Annotated in this window: 19 protein-coding genes; 8 read left to right on the top strand and 11 right to left on the bottom strand. The window is 48.5% G+C overall.

Annotated elements, in window-relative coordinates; translation table 11 throughout:
• Positions 1-173: 173 nt before the first annotated feature.
• From ACYVR3_RS08120 to pdxS, 3 genes are all read right to left on the bottom strand, one after another.
• Complete coding sequence (locus tag ACYVR3_RS08120) at positions 174-1,310, bottom strand: GGDEF domain-containing protein (RefSeq protein ID WP_461243844.1); 1,137 nt, start codon at positions 1,308-1,310, stop codon at positions 174-176.
• Positions 1,311-1,521: 211 nt separating this feature from the next.
• Complete coding sequence (pdxT, locus tag ACYVR3_RS08115; RefSeq protein ID WP_461243843.1) at positions 1,522-2,082, bottom strand: pyridoxal 5'-phosphate synthase glutaminase subunit PdxT; 561 nt, start codon at positions 2,080-2,082, stop codon at positions 1,522-1,524.
• Between the two features lie 15 nt (positions 2,083-2,097).
• Positions 2,098-2,982: a pyridoxal 5'-phosphate synthase lyase subunit PdxS gene (pdxS, locus tag ACYVR3_RS08110; RefSeq protein ID WP_461243842.1), complete on the bottom strand. Its 885-nt coding sequence runs from the start codon at positions 2,980-2,982 to the stop codon at positions 2,098-2,100.
• Positions 2,983-3,096: 114 nt separating this feature from the next.
• Here pdxS and ACYVR3_RS08105 point away from each other — a divergent pair, with 114 nt between their 5' ends.
• Together ACYVR3_RS08105 and ACYVR3_RS08100 are read left to right on the top strand one after the other, a co-directional pair.
• Complete coding sequence (locus ACYVR3_RS08105) at positions 3,097-4,557, top strand: aminotransferase-like domain-containing protein (RefSeq protein WP_461243841.1); 1,461 nt, start codon at positions 3,097-3,099, stop codon at positions 4,555-4,557.
• A gap of 190 nt (positions 4,558-4,747) precedes the next feature.
• On the top strand, positions 4,748-5,965 hold the full coding sequence (locus ACYVR3_RS08100) for an acyltransferase (protein ID WP_461243840.1): 1,218 nt from the start codon (positions 4,748-4,750) through the stop codon (positions 5,963-5,965).
• A 124-nt stretch (positions 5,966-6,089) separates the two neighbouring features.
• Here the strand turns inward: ACYVR3_RS08100 and ACYVR3_RS08095 are convergent, their stop codons facing one another.
• Positions 6,090-7,217: a GGDEF domain-containing protein gene (locus tag ACYVR3_RS08095; RefSeq protein ID WP_461243839.1), complete on the bottom strand. Its 1,128-nt coding sequence runs from the start codon at positions 7,215-7,217 to the stop codon at positions 6,090-6,092.
• 833 nt (positions 7,218-8,050) lie between these two features.
• Here ACYVR3_RS08095 and ACYVR3_RS08090 point away from each other — a divergent pair.
• On the top strand, positions 8,051-8,671 hold the full coding sequence (locus ACYVR3_RS08090; protein ID WP_461243838.1) for a LysM peptidoglycan-binding domain-containing protein: 621 nt from the start codon (positions 8,051-8,053) through the stop codon (positions 8,669-8,671).
• A 300-nt stretch (positions 8,672-8,971) separates the two neighbouring features.
• Here the strand turns inward: ACYVR3_RS08090 and brnQ are convergent, their stop codons facing one another.
• Positions 8,972-10,318: a branched-chain amino acid transport system II carrier protein gene (gene brnQ / locus ACYVR3_RS08085; RefSeq protein ID WP_461243837.1), complete on the bottom strand. Its 1,347-nt coding sequence runs from the start codon at positions 10,316-10,318 to the stop codon at positions 8,972-8,974.
• 307 nt (positions 10,319-10,625) lie between these two features.
• On the opposite strand from brnQ, the gene ACYVR3_RS08080 reads away from it, so the two are divergent.
• Positions 10,626-10,913: a putative quinol monooxygenase gene (locus ACYVR3_RS08080; RefSeq protein ID WP_461243836.1), complete on the top strand. Its 288-nt coding sequence runs from the start codon at positions 10,626-10,628 to the stop codon at positions 10,911-10,913.
• A 39-nt stretch (positions 10,914-10,952) separates the two neighbouring features.
• Complete coding sequence (locus ACYVR3_RS08075) at positions 10,953-11,249, top strand: hypothetical protein (protein WP_461243835.1); 297 nt, start codon at positions 10,953-10,955, stop codon at positions 11,247-11,249.
• Between the two features lie 123 nt (positions 11,250-11,372).
• On the opposite strand, the gene ACYVR3_RS08070 is transcribed toward ACYVR3_RS08075, so the two are convergent.
• On the bottom strand, positions 11,373-11,915 hold the full coding sequence (locus tag ACYVR3_RS08070) for a TetR/AcrR family transcriptional regulator (RefSeq protein ID WP_461243834.1): 543 nt from the start codon (positions 11,913-11,915) through the stop codon (positions 11,373-11,375).
• Between the two features lie 152 nt (positions 11,916-12,067).
• Between ACYVR3_RS08070 and ACYVR3_RS08065 the strand changes: the two genes are divergently transcribed.
• Positions 12,068-12,838, top strand: a complete 771-nt coding sequence (locus tag ACYVR3_RS08065) for an SDR family oxidoreductase (RefSeq protein WP_461243833.1) — start codon at positions 12,068-12,070, stop codon at positions 12,836-12,838.
• Positions 12,839-12,968: 130 nt separating this feature from the next.
• On the top strand, positions 12,969-13,847 hold the full coding sequence (gene pepI, locus ACYVR3_RS08060) for a proline iminopeptidase (RefSeq protein ID WP_461243832.1): 879 nt from the start codon (positions 12,969-12,971) through the stop codon (positions 13,845-13,847).
• A 43-nt stretch (positions 13,848-13,890) separates the two neighbouring features.
• On the opposite strand, the gene ACYVR3_RS08055 is transcribed toward pepI, so the two are convergent.
• From ACYVR3_RS08055 to ACYVR3_RS08045, 3 genes are all read right to left on the bottom strand, one after another.
• A complete protein-coding gene (locus ACYVR3_RS08055) occupies positions 13,891-14,427 on the bottom strand; it encodes a DUF1697 domain-containing protein (protein WP_461243831.1) in 537 nt (178 codons plus the stop codon).
• Between the two features lie 19 nt (positions 14,428-14,446).
• On the bottom strand, positions 14,447-15,844 hold the full coding sequence (locus tag ACYVR3_RS08050) for an amino acid permease (RefSeq protein WP_461243830.1): 1,398 nt from the start codon (positions 15,842-15,844) through the stop codon (positions 14,447-14,449).
• A 177-nt stretch (positions 15,845-16,021) separates the two neighbouring features.
• The gene (locus ACYVR3_RS08045) at positions 16,022-17,317 is read right to left on the bottom strand and encodes a hypothetical protein (protein WP_461243829.1); all 1,296 of its coding nucleotides are present in this window, start codon (positions 17,315-17,317) and stop codon (positions 16,022-16,024) included.
• Positions 17,318-17,581: 264 nt separating this feature from the next.
• On the opposite strand from ACYVR3_RS08045, the gene ACYVR3_RS08040 reads away from it, so the two are divergent.
• The gene (locus ACYVR3_RS08040) at positions 17,582-18,640 is read left to right on the top strand and encodes a helix-turn-helix transcriptional regulator (protein ID WP_461243828.1); all 1,059 of its coding nucleotides are present in this window, start codon (positions 17,582-17,584) and stop codon (positions 18,638-18,640) included.
• 235 nt (positions 18,641-18,875) lie between these two features.
• On the opposite strand, the gene ACYVR3_RS08035 is transcribed toward ACYVR3_RS08040, so the two are convergent.
• Both ACYVR3_RS08035 and ACYVR3_RS08030 read right to left on the bottom strand, forming a co-directional pair.
• Positions 18,876-19,880 carry a helix-turn-helix transcriptional regulator gene (locus ACYVR3_RS08035; RefSeq protein ID WP_461243827.1) on the bottom strand — a complete coding sequence of 335 codons (1,005 nt, stop codon included), beginning with the start codon at positions 19,878-19,880 and terminating at the stop codon, positions 18,876-18,878.
• A gap of 577 nt (positions 19,881-20,457) precedes the next feature.
• Positions 20,458-21,054 (bottom strand): hypothetical protein, encoded by a 597-nt coding sequence (locus tag ACYVR3_RS08030; protein WP_461243826.1) that lies wholly within the window; start codon positions 21,052-21,054, stop codon positions 20,458-20,460.
• Positions 21,055-21,249 lie beyond the last annotated feature (195 nt).

The raw sequence follows: 21,249 nt of genomic DNA, 5'->3' as shown, positions 1-21,249 counted from the left end.
GGGTTCCTTAAGTGACTGGAGCTTGTCAACCACGCGCTTTCTGGCCACCACGCCGAATCGTGCTGCGCGAGGCAGAAGGTTGCATATAAGGCGGCCCAAGCTAAACTACCAAAAACCGGTAGTTCAACTTGGGCCGCCTTATATTTCACCTTCTAACCGCCTCGCTCCGCACACTAACCTTCCATCATCGTCCCCTGAATCGTAATCGCATCACGACCATTTTCCTTCGAATGATAGAGGTTCTTATCCGCTCGGCGATAAATTTCCAAACAGCCTTCATCTTTAAGACTGCTATAATCACAACCAATCGAAATCGTCCAGTTGATCGTTGTTTTCGGTAGCATCAACCGCTGTTGCCGAATCTTCGTTTGAATCTGTTGACACAATCGTCGTGTCCAGAGTTCATCATCGGGTTTAACTGGTAGCAAAATCCCGAATTCTTCACCACCAACTCGATAGGCATAGGCATCCGGATCGGCTTCTTTGGCCAACTCATTAAGCGCCGTGGCAGTTTGCTTGAGGACAGAATTGCCGACCAAGTGACCATAAGTGTCATTGATGGCTTTAAAGTGGTCAATATCCATCATTACTAGAATAAATTGATTCTTGGTTTCCTTGAACTCATCGTACTGTTGACTCAAATCATTATTGAAGGCCCGAAAGTTCTTAATTCCGGTTAAATCATCAAAATTAGCTTGCTTGGTCAGCATCAGTTCGCGATTATAGTCTCGCCGCAACCGAACGTTAAAGGCGTTGACTAAAATAAACTGGCCACTAAAGATGGCGAAGTTAACGGCCCAGTCACCAAGCTGATCACCGTCAGTTGCGGTCCCAACCGCGATCCAAACAGGGATGCACATGACCACTGCACTCAAGTAAATTTGCCAAACATGCTTAAGCAACTGCTCACCAAAGTGCGAAATCACCATTGCAATGGCCAAGGCCGCAATCAATGTCGGCCATGAATACCAATACGTAAAGAAGCCCCGCTCCCAGTAAAATAGCAACCCCACGCCAATCAAGAATCCTCGACCGACACCTGATCGAACTGTGACCGCCATGAAAATGTAGAGCACCAATTGAATGTTCAAAAACGTCCAATCAAACGAATAGGCGCCCGACCCAATATTTTTAAAGGTCACGACTTCAGTGTGCAAAAAGAGCAGCATCGCAAAGAGAAAGCTTGCCAATACTGTATCCGTTAGCCACTGACGGGTGTGTTGCGATATTAACTTATCTTCCAGCCACTTTGAAAGGGCAATGACGCCCAGTATCAGGAAGAGATTACCAAATTGAAATTCATAGTACATCTCGTGTGCTCCTTAGCGGTAACGCCTATCCGGTCGTCATCCCGACTAAACCGGTCGTATATATCATGTCTACCCTTTAATATACGCTACTGATTATATATTTCAAGCGATTTCAAAAATTCGTTTAACCGTGACGTGACGCGAAATTAAGCCTAAAAAAAACACCCACCGGTTCGATAAGAATTCAGTGGGTGTTTTCAAAATAAAATCCTTAACTAGCTGTCTTAACCAATTGGTCAATAAAGTACTGGTGGAACCGGTGATCCGCCGTCAGTTCTGGGTGGAACGCGGTCACTAAGATATTACCCTGAACCGCGGCAACAATCCGACCATCCGGCAACGTTGCCAATGGTTTGGCAGCATCACCAACAGTTTCAAAGTATGGTGCTCTTATGAAAACGCCATGAAATGGTTTTGACCAACCCGCCACGTTAATGTCGGCTTCAAAACTTTCTCGTTGGCGACCAAACCCGTTGCGGATCATGGTGCCTTTAATTCCATTTAACGATTCTGGTTGGGCCAATAAAACTAGTCCGGCACAGGTCCCGAAAATCGGGAACCCCTGCTTAACGAGTTCTTGTAGTGGGGCCAACAGGTTTTCGCGCACCAGTAACTTCCGAATCGTAGTGCTTTCGCCACCTGGCAACACTAGCCCGTCTAACCCGGCCAAATCAGCCGGCGTTTTTACTGGTCGGCCCGTTACGCCACACTGTTGCAGTTGCGCCAGGTGCTCACTAACAGCGCCCTGTAACGCTAATACGCCTATTTCCATGTTGTCATCCCCTTACTAGATCCCGCGATCGGCCATCTTTTGGTCATCCGTCAACGTTGAGATTTCGATCCCCTTCATTGGGTTACCGAGATTCTCCGATACTTTCGCAATCAACGCATAATCGGTTGGGTGCGCCGTTGCGGTCACAATGGCCTTCGCAAACTTCGCTGGGTTCTCAGACTTAAAGATCCCTGACCCAACGAAGATACCATCGGCGCCCAAGTTCATCATCAACGCGGCATCCGCTGGGGTTGAAACGCCACCGGCCGCAAAGTTAACCACGGGCAACTTTCCAGTGTCATGAACTTCCTTTACCAAGTCGTAAGGCGCCCGCAAATCCCGCGCAATCGTCATCAACTGGGCATCCGTAGCCCCAACCACGTGGCTGATTTGTTGATTGACCTTTTCCATGTGCCGAACCGCTTCAATGATGTTGCCGGTCCCGGGTTCCCCCTTCGTCCGTAACATTGAGGCACCCTCACCGATTCGCCGAAGGGCTTCACCAAGGTTGCGGCAGCCGCAAACAAACGGCACCGTGTAATCGTCTTTTTTAATGTGGTACTGGTCATCGGCTGGGGTCAAAACTTCACTTTCGTCGATGTAATCAACGCCGATGGCCTCCAAGATGCGGGCTTCAGCAATGTGACCGATCCGAACCTTAGCCATCACGGGAATCGTCACAGCATCCATGATCGACTTGATCATCGCTGGATCAGACATTCTGGCAACCCCGCCAGCGGCGCGAATATCTGATGGCACCCGTTCAAGGGCCATCACGGCAACGGCGCCGGCTGCTTCCGCCACCTTGGCCTGTTCAACATTGGCAACGTCCATAATGACGCCACCCTTTTGCATTTGTGCCATACCACGTTTTACAGTTGTTGTTCCAGTTTCTGTCATAATTGAATCCCTCCAGCGCTTAAATTTTAAGTTTATGTTAGGCTGGAAGACAGATAATAAAAACCACCAATTGGTTGGTATTTTTACCACCCAATTTTAGAAAGGATGGCCGGCATGAACTGGCAATTACCCGCAACCCACCAATCACTCTACTTACGCGTCATCGCGCTGATCACCCACGCCATTGAAACCGGCGCCCTGCTTCCCGGCGAAAAGCTTCCCGCTGAACGGCAATTGGCCGAAAAACTCGTGGTGAACCGCTCAACGATTCAGCACGCCCTCAACGAACTGGTCAGTAACGGGCTCCTCGTTCGCAAGGTCGGTAGCGGCACCTGGGTCAGCACCGACAAGTGGGGCGTGCTCCCCGAAAACGTGAACTGGCAGAACTACCTATCCACGAACCGGTTCGGCGATCCCGCTAATTACCTAACTCGCTTACGGGCAATGGAAACCGAACCTGACGTCATCAATCTGGCCCACTTTAACATCTCCCCAGAGCTGGCTTTGCCAATTTCACTCAATCACGTTTCCGCTGAACAGCTGATCGACCAAGAAACCAGCGTTAATTTAAGTGGCGCAACAGTCCTCAAACAGCAACTCGTTCAGCACCTAACTCCCCTGCTCCAGCAAGCTATTCAACCCGATCAAATTCTCATCACTTCAGGCGCCCAACAAGCCTTTTACCTCATCACGCAAGGCCTCCTATCTTACGGGGACGCAATTGCGATTGAAAAGCCCTCCTACTTCTACCAACTGGCGCTCTTTCAAGTGGCCGGCATCCGGGTATTTGGCATTCCACTCCAACCAGACGGTAGCCTTGACCTCGTGGCGTTGCAAAAGGCCTACTATAAACACCACTTTCGCTTTTTATTCGTGAACCCCAATGGTCAAAATCCAACCGGGATGGCGATGCCCCTTGCTAAGCGCCGGGCACTGATCAAAGTCTGTCAGCAACTAAAACTGCCAATCGTGGAGGACGACCCCTTTGGTATTAGCAACGCGCTTAACCCAACGTCGTCGATCGTGCCACTGAAGGCGCTGGACCCTAATAATGTGCTTTACGTTGGTTCGCTATCGTCCCTTGTTGGCAGTCATACTCGGATCGGCTGGTTGCTGGCGCCTGCTTCCTTGGTAACGCGCTTAGCCGATATTCGCCAGCAAATGGAGGCCGGCATGAGTATTTTTCCTCAAATTATCGCCACTCAGTTCCTCGCCCAACCCGACCTCGCCGATCAGGTCAACCGGCAGACCGCGCAGTTGCGTCAACGCGCGCAGTGGCTCCATACAGCGCTCCAACCACTAGCCGATAATGGTCGCTTAACGTACCAGCAGCCAACCGTTGATGGCAGCAGCTTTTGGGTGCAGTTAAACGTTAATCGGTCGCTCACCGCCGCAGACTACGACCAGTTTTTAACGCACCAAGTGCTCGTTCGCCCCGACTTCTTGTTTGGGGCCCACCAGAATCACATCCGACTGGGGGTTGCCTACTTCACGAAGGCTCAAATTTCGGAACTTCGGAACCGGTTAACGCAGCTTTTGATACATTTCAACACGCAATCTGAAAATCCGCTGTGAGTTAGGACTAGTTTCTCGCTGTAATCTTTGTTATCATGTTAGCCGCATGGTCAGTTAAGGGCCTTGACGGCTACGCCCGTTTTAAGCTCACTTTAAGTTACCATTGGTAGCCTTGATAGGTTATCGTTTCAGCAATTTTTAAATCATTAACACATTATTGATAGTCAACTAAAGATCGGAGTGACACACGTTGCAAGCTCAAGCTGTTCAAGCGCAAAAAAAGAAGCGTCGACACCTTTATGAGGTCGACTTTATGCGGATCTTCTTCATTTTCGGGGTGTTATTAAACCATTCCACCACCGTTTTTCTTCACGAGATGAGTTCGACCGGCTGGGAACATCTGGCCCTGCTGTCGACCCACTTGATGTTGCACTTTACCCGAATGGGCTTCATGTTCATGACCGGCCTCGTGCTGACGTTGAGTTACTACAACCGAAACGACTGGCCAACCTTCTTCAAAAAGCGGTTCGCCGGTTCCGGTTGGCCGTACCTGTTGTGGAACTTCTTTCTATTATTAGCCATGATGGTCTTCTCTGATCCCCACTTGGCCAATATCTCGGTTTTCAGCCAAACCTACTTCGATGCCATCATCCACGGTGATCGCTTCTACCTCTACTATATCCTGATCACCCTGCAGTTATACATCATCTATCCGTTGATCGTCACGCTATTCAAACGGCTGTATAACTACCACAACTGGATTCTTGGCATTAGTTTTGCGATTCAGATGATCTTGATGTTTGTGATCAAATACGTCTATCCGCACATCGACAAAACCCACTGGCTCTGGTGGTTCCAATCCTACGGGGTCAACGTCTTCACCTACCAGTTCTTCTTCATCTTCGGGACGTACACCATGTTGCACTACAACGACATGTGGGCGTTTATCCAGCGCCACATTAAACTCATCGCCACGTTCACCATTGCGATGGGGCTGGGAACGGTGCTCTACTACACTTGGGACACCAAGGTCATGGGCTTCAGCAGCGCCGCAGCCTTATCGCCTCACCAACCCTACATGCTGGTTTACGATACGTTGATGATCATCTTCGTCTTTTGGATTGGTAAATGCTATGCGTACTGGCGTGAACACGGCATCTGGTCGTGGTTTGAAGCCTTCATCAAAACTGGCGCAACTATCAGTTTCGGGATCTACCTGGACCAAACGCTGGGGCTCAACATTTTGACCCGAATCGTCAGCCACTTCAGCCTGCCTGATTGGGGCTTTCTACTACTCATTCCCGTTGGCTACGCCTTCGCGCTAGCGATTTCGTTCCTCATCGCACTCTTCTGTTATAAAGTCCCACCATTTGGCATCTTCATTGGCCGACCACAGTGGCACGTTTTGAAGAAGAACCGGGATGCGGCGAAAGCGAGAGCGGCACGCAAAGCATTGGAATCTAAATAATTAATTGAAAAAAATGTTGAAAACCAAACATGCTTAAGAAGGAACACCTAACCCAACACCAATAAAGGCACCACGGACCGTAAACGTCCGTGGTGCCTTTATTAGTATTTAAGCTTAATTTTCGTTACTCGGTTGCCGCATCCCCCTGCGCCCGCACACAGTTACGTCCGCTCTGCTTGGCGGCGTACAGGTTACGGTCGGCCTTCTTGTACACGTCATTGGCGCTGTAATCGCCAGCCTCCACACGCGCCTGCCCAATCGAGCACGTGATGGTCAGGTTCGGATCAGCATCCGGGAATCGTACCAACGTAAGCAAATACAGAAACCGTTCACCAATCGCCATTGCCTGTTCATAGGTCAACTGCGTGTGGGCGATAATAGCAAACTCCTCGCCGCCCAGCCGGTATGCGGTCGCGGGAAACGGTAAGGTCACAGCGAATGAATCGAGTTCCAGAGCCAGTTGCCGCAAGACCACGTTCCCCGCCGGATGGCCGTACGTGTCGTTGATGTGTTTGAAGTGATCAAGGTCGCCTTCAAAAACGGAATACTGTTTACCGTCCTTTTGAAATTGAGCAAATAGTTGGTCAAGTTCCTTATTGAACGTGCCGAAGTTGTGCACGCCGGTTAGCTCGTCAATCGTACTCAGCGAGTGCAGCTTATCCGTCCGTTGCCGAGTTGCGCGCATGAGCTCATCGAAGGTCAAAGACAAAGTGCCAAGCACCACCAGTGTAACCAGTTGTTGTACCCAGAACAGCGAGTCGGTTTCAGCCACATTGAGATAACTAACCAGCACCGCCATACCAAATACAACCAGCGCAATGATAGTCACAATGAGGTGTTGCGTCATTTGCCGTGCGAACCGCTGCGTTAAAAAGAGCAGCACGACCGCAAGCACCAGACCAACCGCAGAAAAAACCGACACCCGCGCGCCGAGCCAAAGATAAAGCACCACGATCAACACTGCGTCGAACAGCGCCGGCCAACGAATCCCCTGCTGCAGATTGACCATGTACAGCGTGACGATCAACATGACCAGATATGGTCCTGCGCCCGGGTCGCGCCAAATCTGCGCGATTAGAAAGGCCAGAAACACGCACCCAGCGATGTACGTCAGCATTCGGTTATGCGCGACAACAAACGGGGTTGCCGTACTGGAATTCAACCAGTAAAGAAACGAAATTGCGCCGACCATCACCAACAAGCTGCTGCTCAGCGTCAATAAATATGTCATAATATTCCCGGTTACAACCATAAACTGCTTCACTCCAGTACATCTACAAGTCAGAATGCAGGTTTGAATTACGCCCGCACCACAGACTCCGTTTTTTCAAAAACGTTTTTCACAAACTGTCACTTATAGTTTATATATTAGCACAAAGCGCGGGGACGAGTAACTAGTCCCCACGCCGGATGTGGTATTGGTGTCAAAAGTGAAACTAACGCAAATCATTCATGGGTCATCCGGCCTAAGTCGTTGGCAACCTGCTGCAGATTACCGTCGCGGTACGCACCGCCAAGTACTGCCTTGACTATTGCCATTACAAATCAGCAAGACGCTCGAACTTTCAGGCAACGAAATTCGGCGCCACCTAAACTTATTCTTTCTAGGGTTCCTGAGGTTTCAGGTATTTGTCAACCACGTCCTTTCTGGCCACCACGCCGAATAGTGCTCCGCGAGACTGAGAGCTGCATGCAAGGCACCATTGGTAAACCCGCCAGACCCAGGCGCCTTCACCAATGGTGCCTTGCACACTGCTCTCAACCCGTCTCACTCCGCACACTACCCCGAACACCACATCACTAAAAAATGATAATCAGTAACATATTTAATATAGTACGATACACTTTTACCCATAATTAACCGTTTTCGATAGTGCTATCAACCACTTTCTCCGGTTTTAGACCTGAATTTGGCAATGTTACAAAAATTACAGGATTTTGAAATATTGTCATAGTCTGACGCACGTTCTTAAGGTCACTGACATTCGAGGGTAACACCCCGCCTGTAGACTGTGTCGTGTTGATTGATATTGATCGACACATTGAAGAGACCGATTTGGTTCTAAATAATAGGAGTGTATATTCTTGAATAAATTAGTAACGACTATCTTAGCCACTTCCGCAGCAGCTTTAGGCTTGTACTTTGCCGGCACTAGCGCAAGTGCATCTACGACCTACACTGTTAAGTCAGGCGACTCAGTTTGGGCGATTTCGCAAAACTTCAACACCACGATCAACGCTATCGAAACTGCTAACAACATCAACAACCACTTGATCATCGCTGGCGAAAAGTTGACGATTCCTGATGGCTCAACGACTAGCACAACTAGTACGACTACCGCTACTAACAATGCGGCAGCCACTACGTCATCAAACCAGGCTGCAACTTCAACTTACAGCCAACCAGCAACGTCAACGCAATCAAACACCACTAGCAACACGACCACTTCAAACAGCTCAAGCTACGGCAGCAGCTCACAAAGTGCCGTATTAAGCCAAATGGCTGCTAGAACCGGCGTTTCTGCTTCAACTTGGAACGCCATCATCACCCGTGAATCAAACTGGCAATCTGGTGTTGTGAACAGCACTAGTGGCGCCTACGGGTTATTCCAAAACATGCACATCAGCGGCGGCGATGTTCAAACTCAAATTGACGCAGCCGTTAGCTTGTACAACACTCAAGGTTTAAGCGCCTGGGGTTACTAAACAAACTTTAAATTCGACTCAAAAAAACGCCTCTCGAGTAATCGAGAAGCGTTTTTTTACGAGAGCGGACCAAAAAGCGGTTAGCCTCCAGAATATAAGCAACGTAAAGCAGGTACGACTGGTTTCTGGTCGTACCTGTTTTACGTTGCTTATATGGCCGGAGGCTGCTTTTGAGGTCGCGTTTAGGCTAGATAACAGTTTCGAAATTAAATAAAATTATCAACTAACTTTGAGTTAAAAGATTAGTTCGATACTTACCAATATGGACTTTTTCCAGCCCGTTTTTACGTCCATGTTCAATTACGACACCGTTGCCGATTGGGTCATCGTCTTAGCTAACAGCCAACCAACAACCACGCCGATAACGGCCGGCACTGTCCAACCTAAACCGATACTGAAGCCCGGTAACCACTCGCCCAGCTTCAACGTTGCCGCGACAACACCAGTGTGTAGGTTAGCCGGCAACGCATTTAGCCCATCCAACAACGCTGGAATTACTGTAAACAGCGTCACCGTTCCGAACAGCCAGCGCGATTCGCCCAGAACTGGCGTTAGTAACCCTAATAGGATCAACGTAATCGCTAACGGATAAATGAAGTACAAAATTGGCGTTGAGAACAACAATAGCCGATCTAAGCCAACATTGGCGAAGATCAACGGTACGGCGCTCGCTAACGCAATCAACACCGCGTAAGGCACCTTGGGGAAGAGTTCCTTGAAAGTATCACCGAACGCTGTAATCAGGCCGATAGCAGTCTTTAAACAGGCTAGGATGACTAACACCATCAACAGGACGTTCCCAAAACTACCAAAGTAGGCATGGGCCACGTTGGCGAGAATTGGGCCACCATTCGCTGCCCGTGAGAACGTGCCGAGCGCATTTCGCCCTAGCAGTGCTAACAGACCGTAAATAATCGCCATCAGCGCTACTGCAAGACTCCCAGCCCGAATCGTATCCTTCGCAATTTGTCCCGGTTGTGTAACGCCGAGGCCCTTAAGTGCATTGACCACGATGATACCAAATGCCAACGCGGCTAACGCATCCATCGTGGAATAACCGGCCGTAAAGCCCGCTACTAATGGCACACTGGCGTAATCGCCAACTGCCGCTTGCCCGCTACCCATCGGTTTGATGATGACCATCACCAATAAAATGGCCAGCAATACTAAGAAAGCCGGTGTGAGCACCTTACCCACGTATACCATGATTTGGCTTGGCTTCCGCGCAAACAGCCAAGCAATTAGGAAGAAAGCAACTGAATAGATCAGTAAGCTGCTACTTTGATGCGCTGAACTGATAAACGGACTCAAACCAACTTCAAACGAAATTGAAGCCAACCGGGGTAGTGCGAATAATGGCCCAATACACATATACAGCAGAATAGTAAAGCAGTAAGCGTATAGCCGCCCAACTTTCTGGGCTAACGTGAACACGCCATCCGTTTTGGTGACCCCAATGGCTGCGACTCCCAATAATGGCAGACCAACCCCAGAGACCAAAAAGCCAATCAACGCTGGCCAAAACTGGGTCCCCGCCTGTTGCCCCACGAACACCGGAAAAATCAAGTTGCCGGCGCCAAAGAACATCCCGAACAACATCATACCGATGAAGATCAGGTTTTTGGTGCTAAGTTTCTGAGTTTCCATATCACTTCTCCTTATCTCCGCCCAGCGGCACTACTGATTGCGTTTGCGTAACCCTAGTGCCAGGTGCTGGGCGTCAATTCAACGACCCGTTACATAATTCAAAAACATTATACCGGTCGGAAACGATAAAGGCGTTGGAAACGAATTAGAAATTTAGGGAAATCTCATCACAATTCTTGATTTAGACTAGTCACGACTGGGCAATGACGCTAGTAATCACTGCTTAAATAGACTAAGATAACTCTAATGAGAATTGGCTGAGAATCACTCACCCCTCCTCAACTCAAACAGAAAAGGACGTGTCGTCATGAAAGTCATCAACGTAGAATTAGCCGTTATCCCAGGTAAGCAAGCTGCTTACGAAAGCTTCATCGCAGAATTGGTCAAGGGTTCAAGAGCCGAAGCCGGTAACGTCAGCTACGACCACTTCAAGAAGGTCGATAGCGATAGCGATACCGACTACGAAATCATCGAACATTGGCGCGATGCCGATGCTGTGGAATCACACAACGGTACCGAACATTTCCAAAAATTCTTAGCCGGCGTTGGTGACTTTTTGACGCAGGATCCGGTGATTATTCGAATGGACGCATAGAGCGCGAAGCAAGGCGTTTAGAAGGTGGCGTATAAGGGCGTGTCAGCGAAACTGCTGGTTTTTGGCAGTTTTGCTGACGCGCCCTTATACATAACCTTCTGCCTTGTGCAGCGCATTTCGGCGCAGTCGCCTAAAAACACCCTGCCGCCAAACTTAGCAATTATCCCGATTATTCGGAAAATGATAGTTACAAAAAACGCCGAAATCAACATCACAGCATCGCTCGTCGCCACACCCTCTCAACAAACCAAAAAAGTCTATATTGGTAAGTATCGAACTGACTTCTTAACTCAAATTAAGTTAAAAATTTTATTGAATTTCAAGACTGTTATCTAGTCTAAACGCGGGATAAAACTCAGGTCCCGGCCATATAAGAGAACGGACGCGTAGATTTCAAAACCAGAAATCCACGCGTCCGTTCTCTTATATTCTGGGACCTAACCGAGTTTTGTCCCGCTCTCACTCCTCAACCTCCAACGCATCCACATTAAACAACTCCTGAAAGTACGCATTCATCTTGGCCTCATCCACATCCAACTGAAAATCACGCTGCCACTCAAAGAAACTAAACCCGTTATTCACCAACGTATACGACAGCAACGCTTTAGGCACATCCGACTTAAACGTCACATCCTGAAAGCACTCCATGTAGTAGTTATAAAAATACTGCCGAAACACCCACTGGAAGCTGGCATCATCCGTTTGCTTCTCGTTGATAGCCGATAGCGGTGCCTTGACCACCTTCGGAAATACCGAGAACGGCTGGCGAATCAATTCCGCTACTGAAATCTGATCACTGTCTGCCGTCAATTCTTTAAATACGTCGTACAACAGATCCGCCTTATCGTGGTAGTGCTTATAAAACGTCGCCCGATTCACCAACGCCGTTTCACAAAGCGCCTTCACCGTCACTTTCGAAAAGGGTTCTCGTAACAGTGCCGTTTGAAGCGTTTGTTGCAATACCCGCTTGGTTTTTCGTACTCGCAAGTCTTGATCATTCACTACAATCACGTCCCTAAAATAATCATCATTTATTAAATTTGTATACTTAACTAAGCAGATGCTGTTCACTGATGAGCATCTATATTGTACCGTACTCCCCCGACCTTTTATAATAAAGCTAACAGCAATTTAACTTTTAGGAGGTCATCACTATGTCAACTCGTTTATTGGATAAAGTCGCTATCATCACCGGTGCTGGTTCGGGAATGGGCAAGTCAATCGCCATCGCCTACGCCAACGAAGGCGCCAAAGTCGTGCTCGCTGACGTGAACGCCACCACCCTTGACGAGGTCGTTACTGAAATTACCGCCTCTGGTCATTCAGCTACCAGCGTGGTCGCTGATATGTCGAAGTCAGCTGATATTAAAGCACTTATCGAAACTGCCGTAAATACTTACGGGCAACTCGATATTCTAGTTAATAACGCTGGTATTATGGACAACTTTAAAACCGTGGGCAACGTGACCGATGACCTCTGGGACAAAGTGATCGCCATCAACTTAACCGGACCATTCCAAGCTTGTCGGGAAGCCATCAACGTCATGAAAGATCAGGAAAATGGTGGTATCATCATCAACAACGCCTCAGTCGGTGGCCTCTATGGCGCCCGCGGTGGCGCCGCCTATGCCGCTTCGAAGCACGGTTTGGTTGGGTTGACCAAGAACATCGCTGCTACTTACGGTACCTTTGGCAACATCCGTTGTAACGCAATTGCCCCAGGTGGCGTGGCAACCAACATTGGCAACACGATCACCGACCCGGATCCACTGGGTGGTCAAGCAATTGCGGCAGCCGGTTCAATGGATGCGCCAATGGGCCAGCCGGAGCAAATCGCATCCGTGGCGGTCTTCTTGGCCAGCGATGAATCGTCCTTCGTGAACGGCGATATTATTAAGGCCGATGGTGGGTGGACTGCCCGGTAAGTTTCAGTCAATCAATGATCATTAGCACCAAGAACGCCTTAACCAGGAATTCTTGGTGCTTTTTATTGTCCGCTAGCATCTCCCCGTCAGCGTGGTACACTGAATTTATCAAGAAAGGACCGACTATATTTTGAAGATTCAAGAAGGTTACATGCCGTTTCACGAGTACCAGACCTATTACCGTATCGTGGGGGAACCCAATCCAGACAAGGCGCCGCTACTACTGATCCATGGCGGCCCCGGTTCGTCACACAACTACTTTGAACTGATCGACGACTACGCCAAAACTGGCCGCCAGCTGATCATGTACGATCAAGTGGGCTGCGGCAAGTCCTCGCTCCCCGAAGACGAAAGCATCTACGTCAAGGAAACTTGGGCGGAAGAGCTGATTGCGTTGCGCAAATACCTCCACTTAGACCAAGTGCACATGCTGGGGCAATCCTGGGGTGGCATGCTGGAAATGTACTACCTGACGCAATTTGACCCAGAAGGCATCAAGAGTGTCATGATCGACGGTTCCCCGGCTTCCATCAAACTCTGGACGCAAGAGCAACATCGCCTGATTTCCTACCTCAGCTATGAAGACCGCGCCGCCATTGCCGAAGCAGAACGAACCGGTAATTTCAGTGGGCCAAAATATCTGGCTGCCAACGACCGCTACATGGAGCGCTACTGCTGGGACGATCCCGATGAAAACTCACCGGAACCTCTCCGTCGACCAACTAACGGTAAGCGTGCTAGTTTGATTGCTGAAGGCCCCAATGAATTTACTGAAAACGGGACGATCAGTGACTACAATGTGACCGATGACCTGCATAAAATTCACGTGCCCGTCTTAGTGACCAGCGGGACCGATGACCTTTGCACGCCACTGGTTGCCAAGTCCGTGGTTGACCACATTCCGGGTGCGAAGTGGCACCTGTTTGCGAACAGCCGGCACCTTGCGCTGTTGGATCAACATGATGAATTTATCAGCGTGTTGGATAATTGGTTGACTCAAAATGACTAATCAAAAAACGACTCACCGAAGCGTATTCGGGAGTCGTTTTTGATTAGTCACGTTCATTTAATAACTTCGCCAATTTCACCGTTGTGTTCTGATTACGGATCGACACCTGCTTGTAGAACGGCGTGCCCATAATCTTCGCAAATGCCGACTGGTGATAGTGCACCTTTTGTGGCGCACACCAGAAAATCACGTGGTCGGTGATCACCGCTTGGTCCAAGTCGGTCAAGCTACTCAAAATATCAGCGTCAAATTCAACCTGATACCCCGGTAACTTGAACAACGCGTTGTGCCGCCGGTCATCCGCCGCCTGCCACCAATCCGGCGCTTGCGCGATTTCATCCAAATAAGCCGCCTTCGTCAACACTAAGTGGTCGATTGAAAAGTCGTAATGCGCGACCAGCACATCAGCCACCAACTTAGCCGCATCGCCATCATAGCTAAAAATCAAGTTACCGCTATTAATGTAACTCACCACGGTCGTTGCACCAACCGCCGCTAACTGTGCCTTTAGCTCAGCCATCACAACCCGCCGATTACCACCCACGTTAACGCCGCGAAGCAAGAGTACGTAGTCGTCCATTTTAACCTCCAAAGTTTACCTATTCATTCGCATCAGGTTGGTCATGCCGGTGCCGGAACAGGTACCAGCCAGTTGCCACGATCAGGACCGCCGCCCCAACGCCAACTGAAACTCGAGTATCCGGGTTGATGCCCATAAAGATCACGATGACCACCAACATCACCAGCGCAAAGTAGTTTGAGGCTGGGTACAGTGGCAGTTTGAACGGATGGTCGGTCATAATCAGTGCGTTATGCCGGCGGAACCGTAATTCAGCGAGTAGGATCACGAACCACGGCACCATTCCGGGGAGCACGGAGGAACTGAACACCACCACGAAGAGGTCCGCGGTGGATTTGCCAGTGGCTGAGACCCAGATGTCCAAGATAAAGCCTAAGAGAATCCCGCCTGAAATACCCAAAATTGCGGCATCCGGCACCACCCGTTTGGACAACCGCCCGAAAATCTTGGGGGCATCGCCCTCGTGTGCTAGCTTAAACAACATCCGACTTGAAGAATAAATTCCCGAGTTCGCACCGGAAAGCGCCGCCGTCAGCACTACGAAGTTAATGATCGATGCGGCGGCCGTGATGCCAACCTTCGCAAAGGTCGATACAAACGGCGACCCCACACTGCTGAGCTGGTTCCACGGATAGATCGTCACGATCACGAAAATCGCACCCACGTAGAAAATCAGAATCCGGAAGAGCACCGACTTCACGGATTTGATAATCGCCTTTTGCGGATTGGCCACTTCACCAGCGGAGATGCCCAAGAGTTCGATGCCCTGATACGAGCCGACGATGATCGACATCGAGAAGAAGAACCCCGTCACGCCACCGGTGAAGAAGCCACCGTGCTGCCAGAGATTGCCGAAGCCCACGGGATGGCCACCATTGCCGATACCAAAGAGGATCACCAATAAACCTAGAATAATCATCGCAATGATCGTCACCACTTTGATCATCGCAAACCAGAACTCCAGCGATCCGTACGCCTTGGCACTCGCAAGGTTGGCCGCCACCAGAAAGCCGATAATGATCAACCCCACCGCAAAGTCATTCAGATGTGGCCACCAGTAGTGCAGGTAAGCAGTCGCTGCCACCACTTCTGACATGCCAACCACGATATACTCAAACACGTTCGCCCATTTCGCCAAATACCCGGCTAACGGATGCACGTACTCGGTCGCATAATCCGCAAACGACCCGGTTCCCGGATTCACGTAAATCATTTCCCCCAACGCCCGCATGACAATGTAGAGGATCAACCCCACAAACATGTAGGCCAACAAGACGGAGGGACCCGTCCACTTAATGGTCGAGGTGGCCCCCATAAAGAGCCCCACGCCAATCGCGCCACCCAAGGAAATCATTTCCATCTGCCCGGCCGTCATCGACCGCTGCAGCTTAGGGGCACCGTTTGGTTTTGTTTTCATTTCTCTTACGCCTCCAAATAACTTAACCAAAGTGATTCTTCACAGTCTGAAACGTTGTCTAACCATGCAAAAATCAAAATTAAGTTTACCATACCATTGTGAAAAACGGTGTCAACAGAACATGGTTGATCAATTCAAAAAAACGCGCACTGATTATCTCAGTGCGCGTTTTTTGAATTAGGCTGGCAACGTCATCAACGTCTCCGGTTTCGGCAACGCGACCTCCGGCTTACTCAGCACGTAGGTCACGAGCGCTTCAAACGTTAGGTCGTAGCGTTCAAGTTCTTCAAGGTTACGTTCAATAACGTTAAAGACCGTCGAATGTGGATAATCTTCGCCATACCAGCGGTCCTTGCCTTCAAATTCGCCAAGGTTGCCGGCGTCGTCAACGCAAATTTTATGAATATTAAACGTGCCGATCTTTCGACGTTCGACGCGTTCAATGAACATATCGGCACGAAAGGCAGTCCGCACCAACCAGTCGGTCAATTGGCGGTCGGCTTGGGCAACGTCATCGTATTGGCTGTGGTAGGTTCGGTTCAACGTGGTCAGTAAGTCTTCATTCAAGATGGCGTTGCTAATTGGGCCATATGCTTCATTGTTAACTTCATGGTGAAATTGAAAATAGGTCGTCACGTGCGCATCGTCTTTAACGACTGGCAAGTGGGCCATTAAGTGAAGGTCAGACACGGTCGTCACTTCACGTTCAGCAGAGCAATAGTCTTCGTGGTAGATTAGGGCAGCAGTTTCGACTTCTTCAGCGGAAAGTCGTGGCCATAATAGCAAGCGCGCAATCGTTTCAGGGCGCATGCTTAACAGCAGGCACAACAAGACGGCTCCTAGACTAGCGAGCGGAATGGCAGTTAAGACAGCGTGACCGTTTGCATCACGGACGTCATAGAAGTCTTCTTCGTAGATCATGCGACGAACTTCACTCGGTTCGTAACGCGTCATGACGGGATGATCGCCAAGGTCGACCATCACTGTTTCGGTCGTCGGATTGGCCGCCTCGCCCGGCTCAATCTGAATGAGTTGATCATAATCAACGGTGCGTTGCTTTCGCAATGCGCGTTTCAAATGCTCTTCGTCAGTCACTTCCCAAGTAGCAAGCTGTTCATGACGAGCGCCGTAAACCTTAAAACCTTGCTGGTTAACGGCTTGAACGAGTTTGATGATCACATCAAGGTTCGGCACATCGTACGACCAATGTTCGACAGCATCAAGATCAACGCCCTTCTCCAAAGCAGCTTGAAACTCAGGCAAGGCCACGCCATCGACCGTGCAAACGCCGTAGATATCATAAAGTTGATATCGATTTTGACGTCTCGTTAGTCGGCGACGTTCTGACGATAACAACGTCACAGCTTGACCCGTTTGTAGTAAATCAGGTCGGCTTTCGCTGTAGCTAATGATCGATGATTCTAAGTCGTGGTCAGCCATAAAGTTTTGGATCGCATCTTCAGTTAAAGTCATTAATCGAATCCCTCCATTTGGGTAGTTGACGGGTGAATGGTATCACCACTGTTCTAACAATGACCCTATTATAGAAAACGGCTGCGACACTTGATGTCGCGTCACGTGTCGTAAATTGAAAAAATTTGCTGATTTAACTTATTATTTCAACCGGTATTTTTTATGCTAAACTAACTTTAAACTTGACCAGACGACGTTTAATGTCGTGCTGATTTGTTAGACTTGACCCGTTAAGACCAGCCACATGCCTAGGAGGACTCACCCATGACCGAAAAAGACTTACACGAAGATGGCACCCCGAAAACAGCTGAAGAAATCGCGGCCGAAAAAGAACGTCGACGCCAACGCGCACAGACTCGTCGCGTGATCGACATCTATAAGCGACTTTGGACGGACGCGCCGGTTAACTTGAAGGACCTCGCCGAGAATGTTTACCACGTGAGCGTTAAAACTGTTCAGCGTGACATGGATAATATTCGCTCCTTTTTTAGTGAGTATCACAAAGGCATCAGCATTGAGCACCGGATGCAAGACAGAAAGCGTTACTACTACCTTGAACGCGTCAACAACGACCTGTCCAAACGCACCATGTTGATTTTGCTAAAAATCCTATTGTCCAGCCGCGTCCTCAACAAAAAAGAACTCTCCGCCACTGTCGAATCACTGCTCGCCCTCCTCGCAAAGCGTGACGCGGATGAAATCAATGCATTGATTCAATCCGAATATCGACTCTACGAAGGGCCTAGTCACAATCAGGATCTACTGCAGTGGGTCTGGGAGCTCAGTAACTACATCACCAAAAAGCAAACCGTTAAGTTAACCTACCAGGGCATGGTCGGTAAAAAAACGAGCCGACTCGTGCTCCCGGAAGCGCTGGTTACCGATGCGCACTATTTCTACCTCGTGTCCTACTCTGATAAAGACCAGGCGGAACGCTTCTTCCGCGTCGATCGCATCCTCGATGTGAAAAAAAGCCGTAAGGTCATCAAACTACCACGTGAGGAACAATTTAGCGCCGGTAGCGAGGAAAAATTGATTCACTACATGCATTCAGGAACCCGAAGCGAGACATTCACAGTAAACTACCGTGGCCTGTTTGAGACCGTTAAGGACCAATTTCCCAGCGCTCGGGAAACCAAAATCGTTAAGGCTAATGAAAGTCCGTTTGAGACCGTTCGGGAGATTAAGTTTGAGGCTTATGAACGTGGGACTCTGATGTGGTTGTTGAGTCAGGGGGAACGGGTTGAGTTGGTGAAACCGACTGAGGCACGGCGGCGGTTGAAGGAACAGGTGGAACGGATGTTGGCGCAGTACAATTCATAATCAAAAACGTGAGAGTGGGCAAAAACTCGTTTAGGTCCCAGAATATAAGAGGACCGGTCCGTGGATTCCTGGTTTTGGAATCTACGGGCCGGTTCTCTTATATGGCCGGGACCTGAGTTTTGGCGCACGTTTAGACTAGATAACAGTCTTGAGATAAAGTGAAATTTTTAACTCACTTCGAGTTAAGAAATTAGTTCGATGCTTACCAATATGGACTTTTCCCCAGCCTCACGTTTTAAGGCTGTTTCTCATCTTGCTCATAAATGGCTAACGCCCGTTTCATCTCGGTTCGAACTGCATCAACCAAACTCTGGGGTTGTTCGACTTTGATGTTAGCGCCTTGACTCAGCACCCATAATAATGCGCCCCGAGAACCTAAATGGTCACCTTCAATCGTCACACTCCCATCTTGGTTATGGTGCGTAATTCGTGAATTAGGCAGCTTATCCAAGGCCTTCTGTGGCACATCCCAGTAACGAAAACGGAAACTAATGTCCGTGCCACCGGGTAATAGGTAAGTTGAATTGCGAAGCACGCCAACGTCAATTTTTTTCTCACGTGGCAGCTTAATTTTTGTAGTGCGGACGGTATGAATATTTTCCAAATCGTCCATTCGATAAACGGCCGCGTTGTCATCTTCGACCAGATACATGACCACGTAAAAGTAATAGTCGGCGAAGAAGAGATTCAATGGAATGCCGACCCCTTCCCGAACTAACGTCACTTTCGGTTCACTATGGTAGCTAAACCGAATCGCAGTTTGATTCACGATCAACTCCGAAAAATACTTGATTTGCGTCAACACGTCCGCATTCGCCTGCACCGGTACGTACTTCGCCCAAACATCCGTAATCAACCGCTTTGCATCCGATTGCCGTTGGTCAGATAACGTTGCCAGCAAATGGTTCAATATCGGTGTCAGTTTCTCCTTACTAAACGCCCGAGAACCAATAATCACTTTAAGTAGCGCCAACACCTCTTCAAAGGACCATTCATCATGCTTAACGAGTTGGTAGGCTTTGAGTTCGCGCTGATATGTAAGCTGGTCTTCCATTGTATTTTCAGCCAGCGCCCCCCGAATCACGTCAATATCCCGCTGTAGCGTTCGGAGCGTAATTTGATACTCGGCTAGCGCGGCTGTGACAACGATTTTTTCACCTAGTAGTAGCTTCATTAACAGGTCCGTTACTCGCGCTTGTCCTGTCATATGTTGTTTCGTGCTTAGTTCTTCTGAATCCATTTTCAAACCTCCCAACTTACATTCATTCAATTCACGTAATCAACAATTCTTAGGATACACAATCTGGCCGACAACCTTTGTCGCCTATCTCGACAAAATTTAAAAAATAAGTAATTCGGTGTTCAAAGTCAATGACTCACCAGACTCATACAATTCGCTTATCATCACGAATAAATTACCTTCATCTTTACGCCAAACACTCGCTGCATCATCGCGCATCACTGATCATTTCCACAAATTATCAGTTTTATCAAAATTTTGATTGCTGTTTTACTTTAACCAATGCGGTTTAATAACATTTGCTACTATTAGTATTATTAAAATTTTATCATAATCAACCATCTATGCCCATATCGATCTGTTTATAGTCGCTTTTTTTAACGCAGATTAAGTCTTTTATTATCGTTTTAGGTATAACCATCGAGGGTCTAATCATAGGACAATAGGTATCCGTATCAGCAACCACTTATTAGAACTACCGGTAGAGCTGTGGAAGTTGAAGTAGCACCAATCAAAAAAAGACAGTTTGGGCAATTGAGCCCAAACTGTCTTTTGCTGTACGCATCAAAAATTTTTTCTAGCCTCGGGTAATTTCCAAGATTTGCTGATGAACACCTTCAGCATTCCAACGATTTTCCCCCGCACCAGAGTTAGCGCCAGAATAATGTGGAATGCCTTTAACTGGCCGTTTCGCAAACTTCGATAATAACTCAAAACTAGGTTTACCTAATGCAACCAACGTCGCACTAGCTGGTACCCCTAATTCATCAAGATGCCGTTCCAAATCAGCAACATCACTTTCAGTAAGCTTAACTTTGCCACTATCACTTTCAATTGTATGCGACAAATCGGTCATAAACGCACCCCATAAATCGGTGCCATAGGTTGCGGCAGCTAAGCGATAATCCATACTGCGTTTCTGACCGTGAAAGTTAAGAAACTGTTTATCAGCAGGATGGTCAACAACCGCATTACCAGGATTCATACCAATCAAAACATAGCGCGTCTGCTGAAGCTTAGTTGCAACATCGTCACCAAGTTGTTCTAGCGGAAACGTTTCTGGCTTGTAATCGGCACCAAATGCTTGTTGCTTAGCCTCTGGATCACTAGGAACGTTAGCAGGAACTGACCAGTATGCCCAACTATCAAAAGCGTTGAATTGTAATGCTGTCATATTGAAGACCACCTTTTTAAGTATATTGCGGTAGCAGTAATTAAGGTTTTAACGCCATCGCAATTGAATAACCATATTGTACAGAATGTGGGCGACATTAAACGTCGCTTGGAATAACTTGTTTATATTTTTTTAGAGATAACGACAATTATTACTCGTTAATTTTACATCAGTAAATAAATTGATTCAGCTGAA

Source organism: Secundilactobacillus muriivasis, from assembly GCF_054785195.1.
Note: the sequence above shows the minus strand (reverse complement) of the source record. Positions and strands in the feature narration are given on the sequence as shown.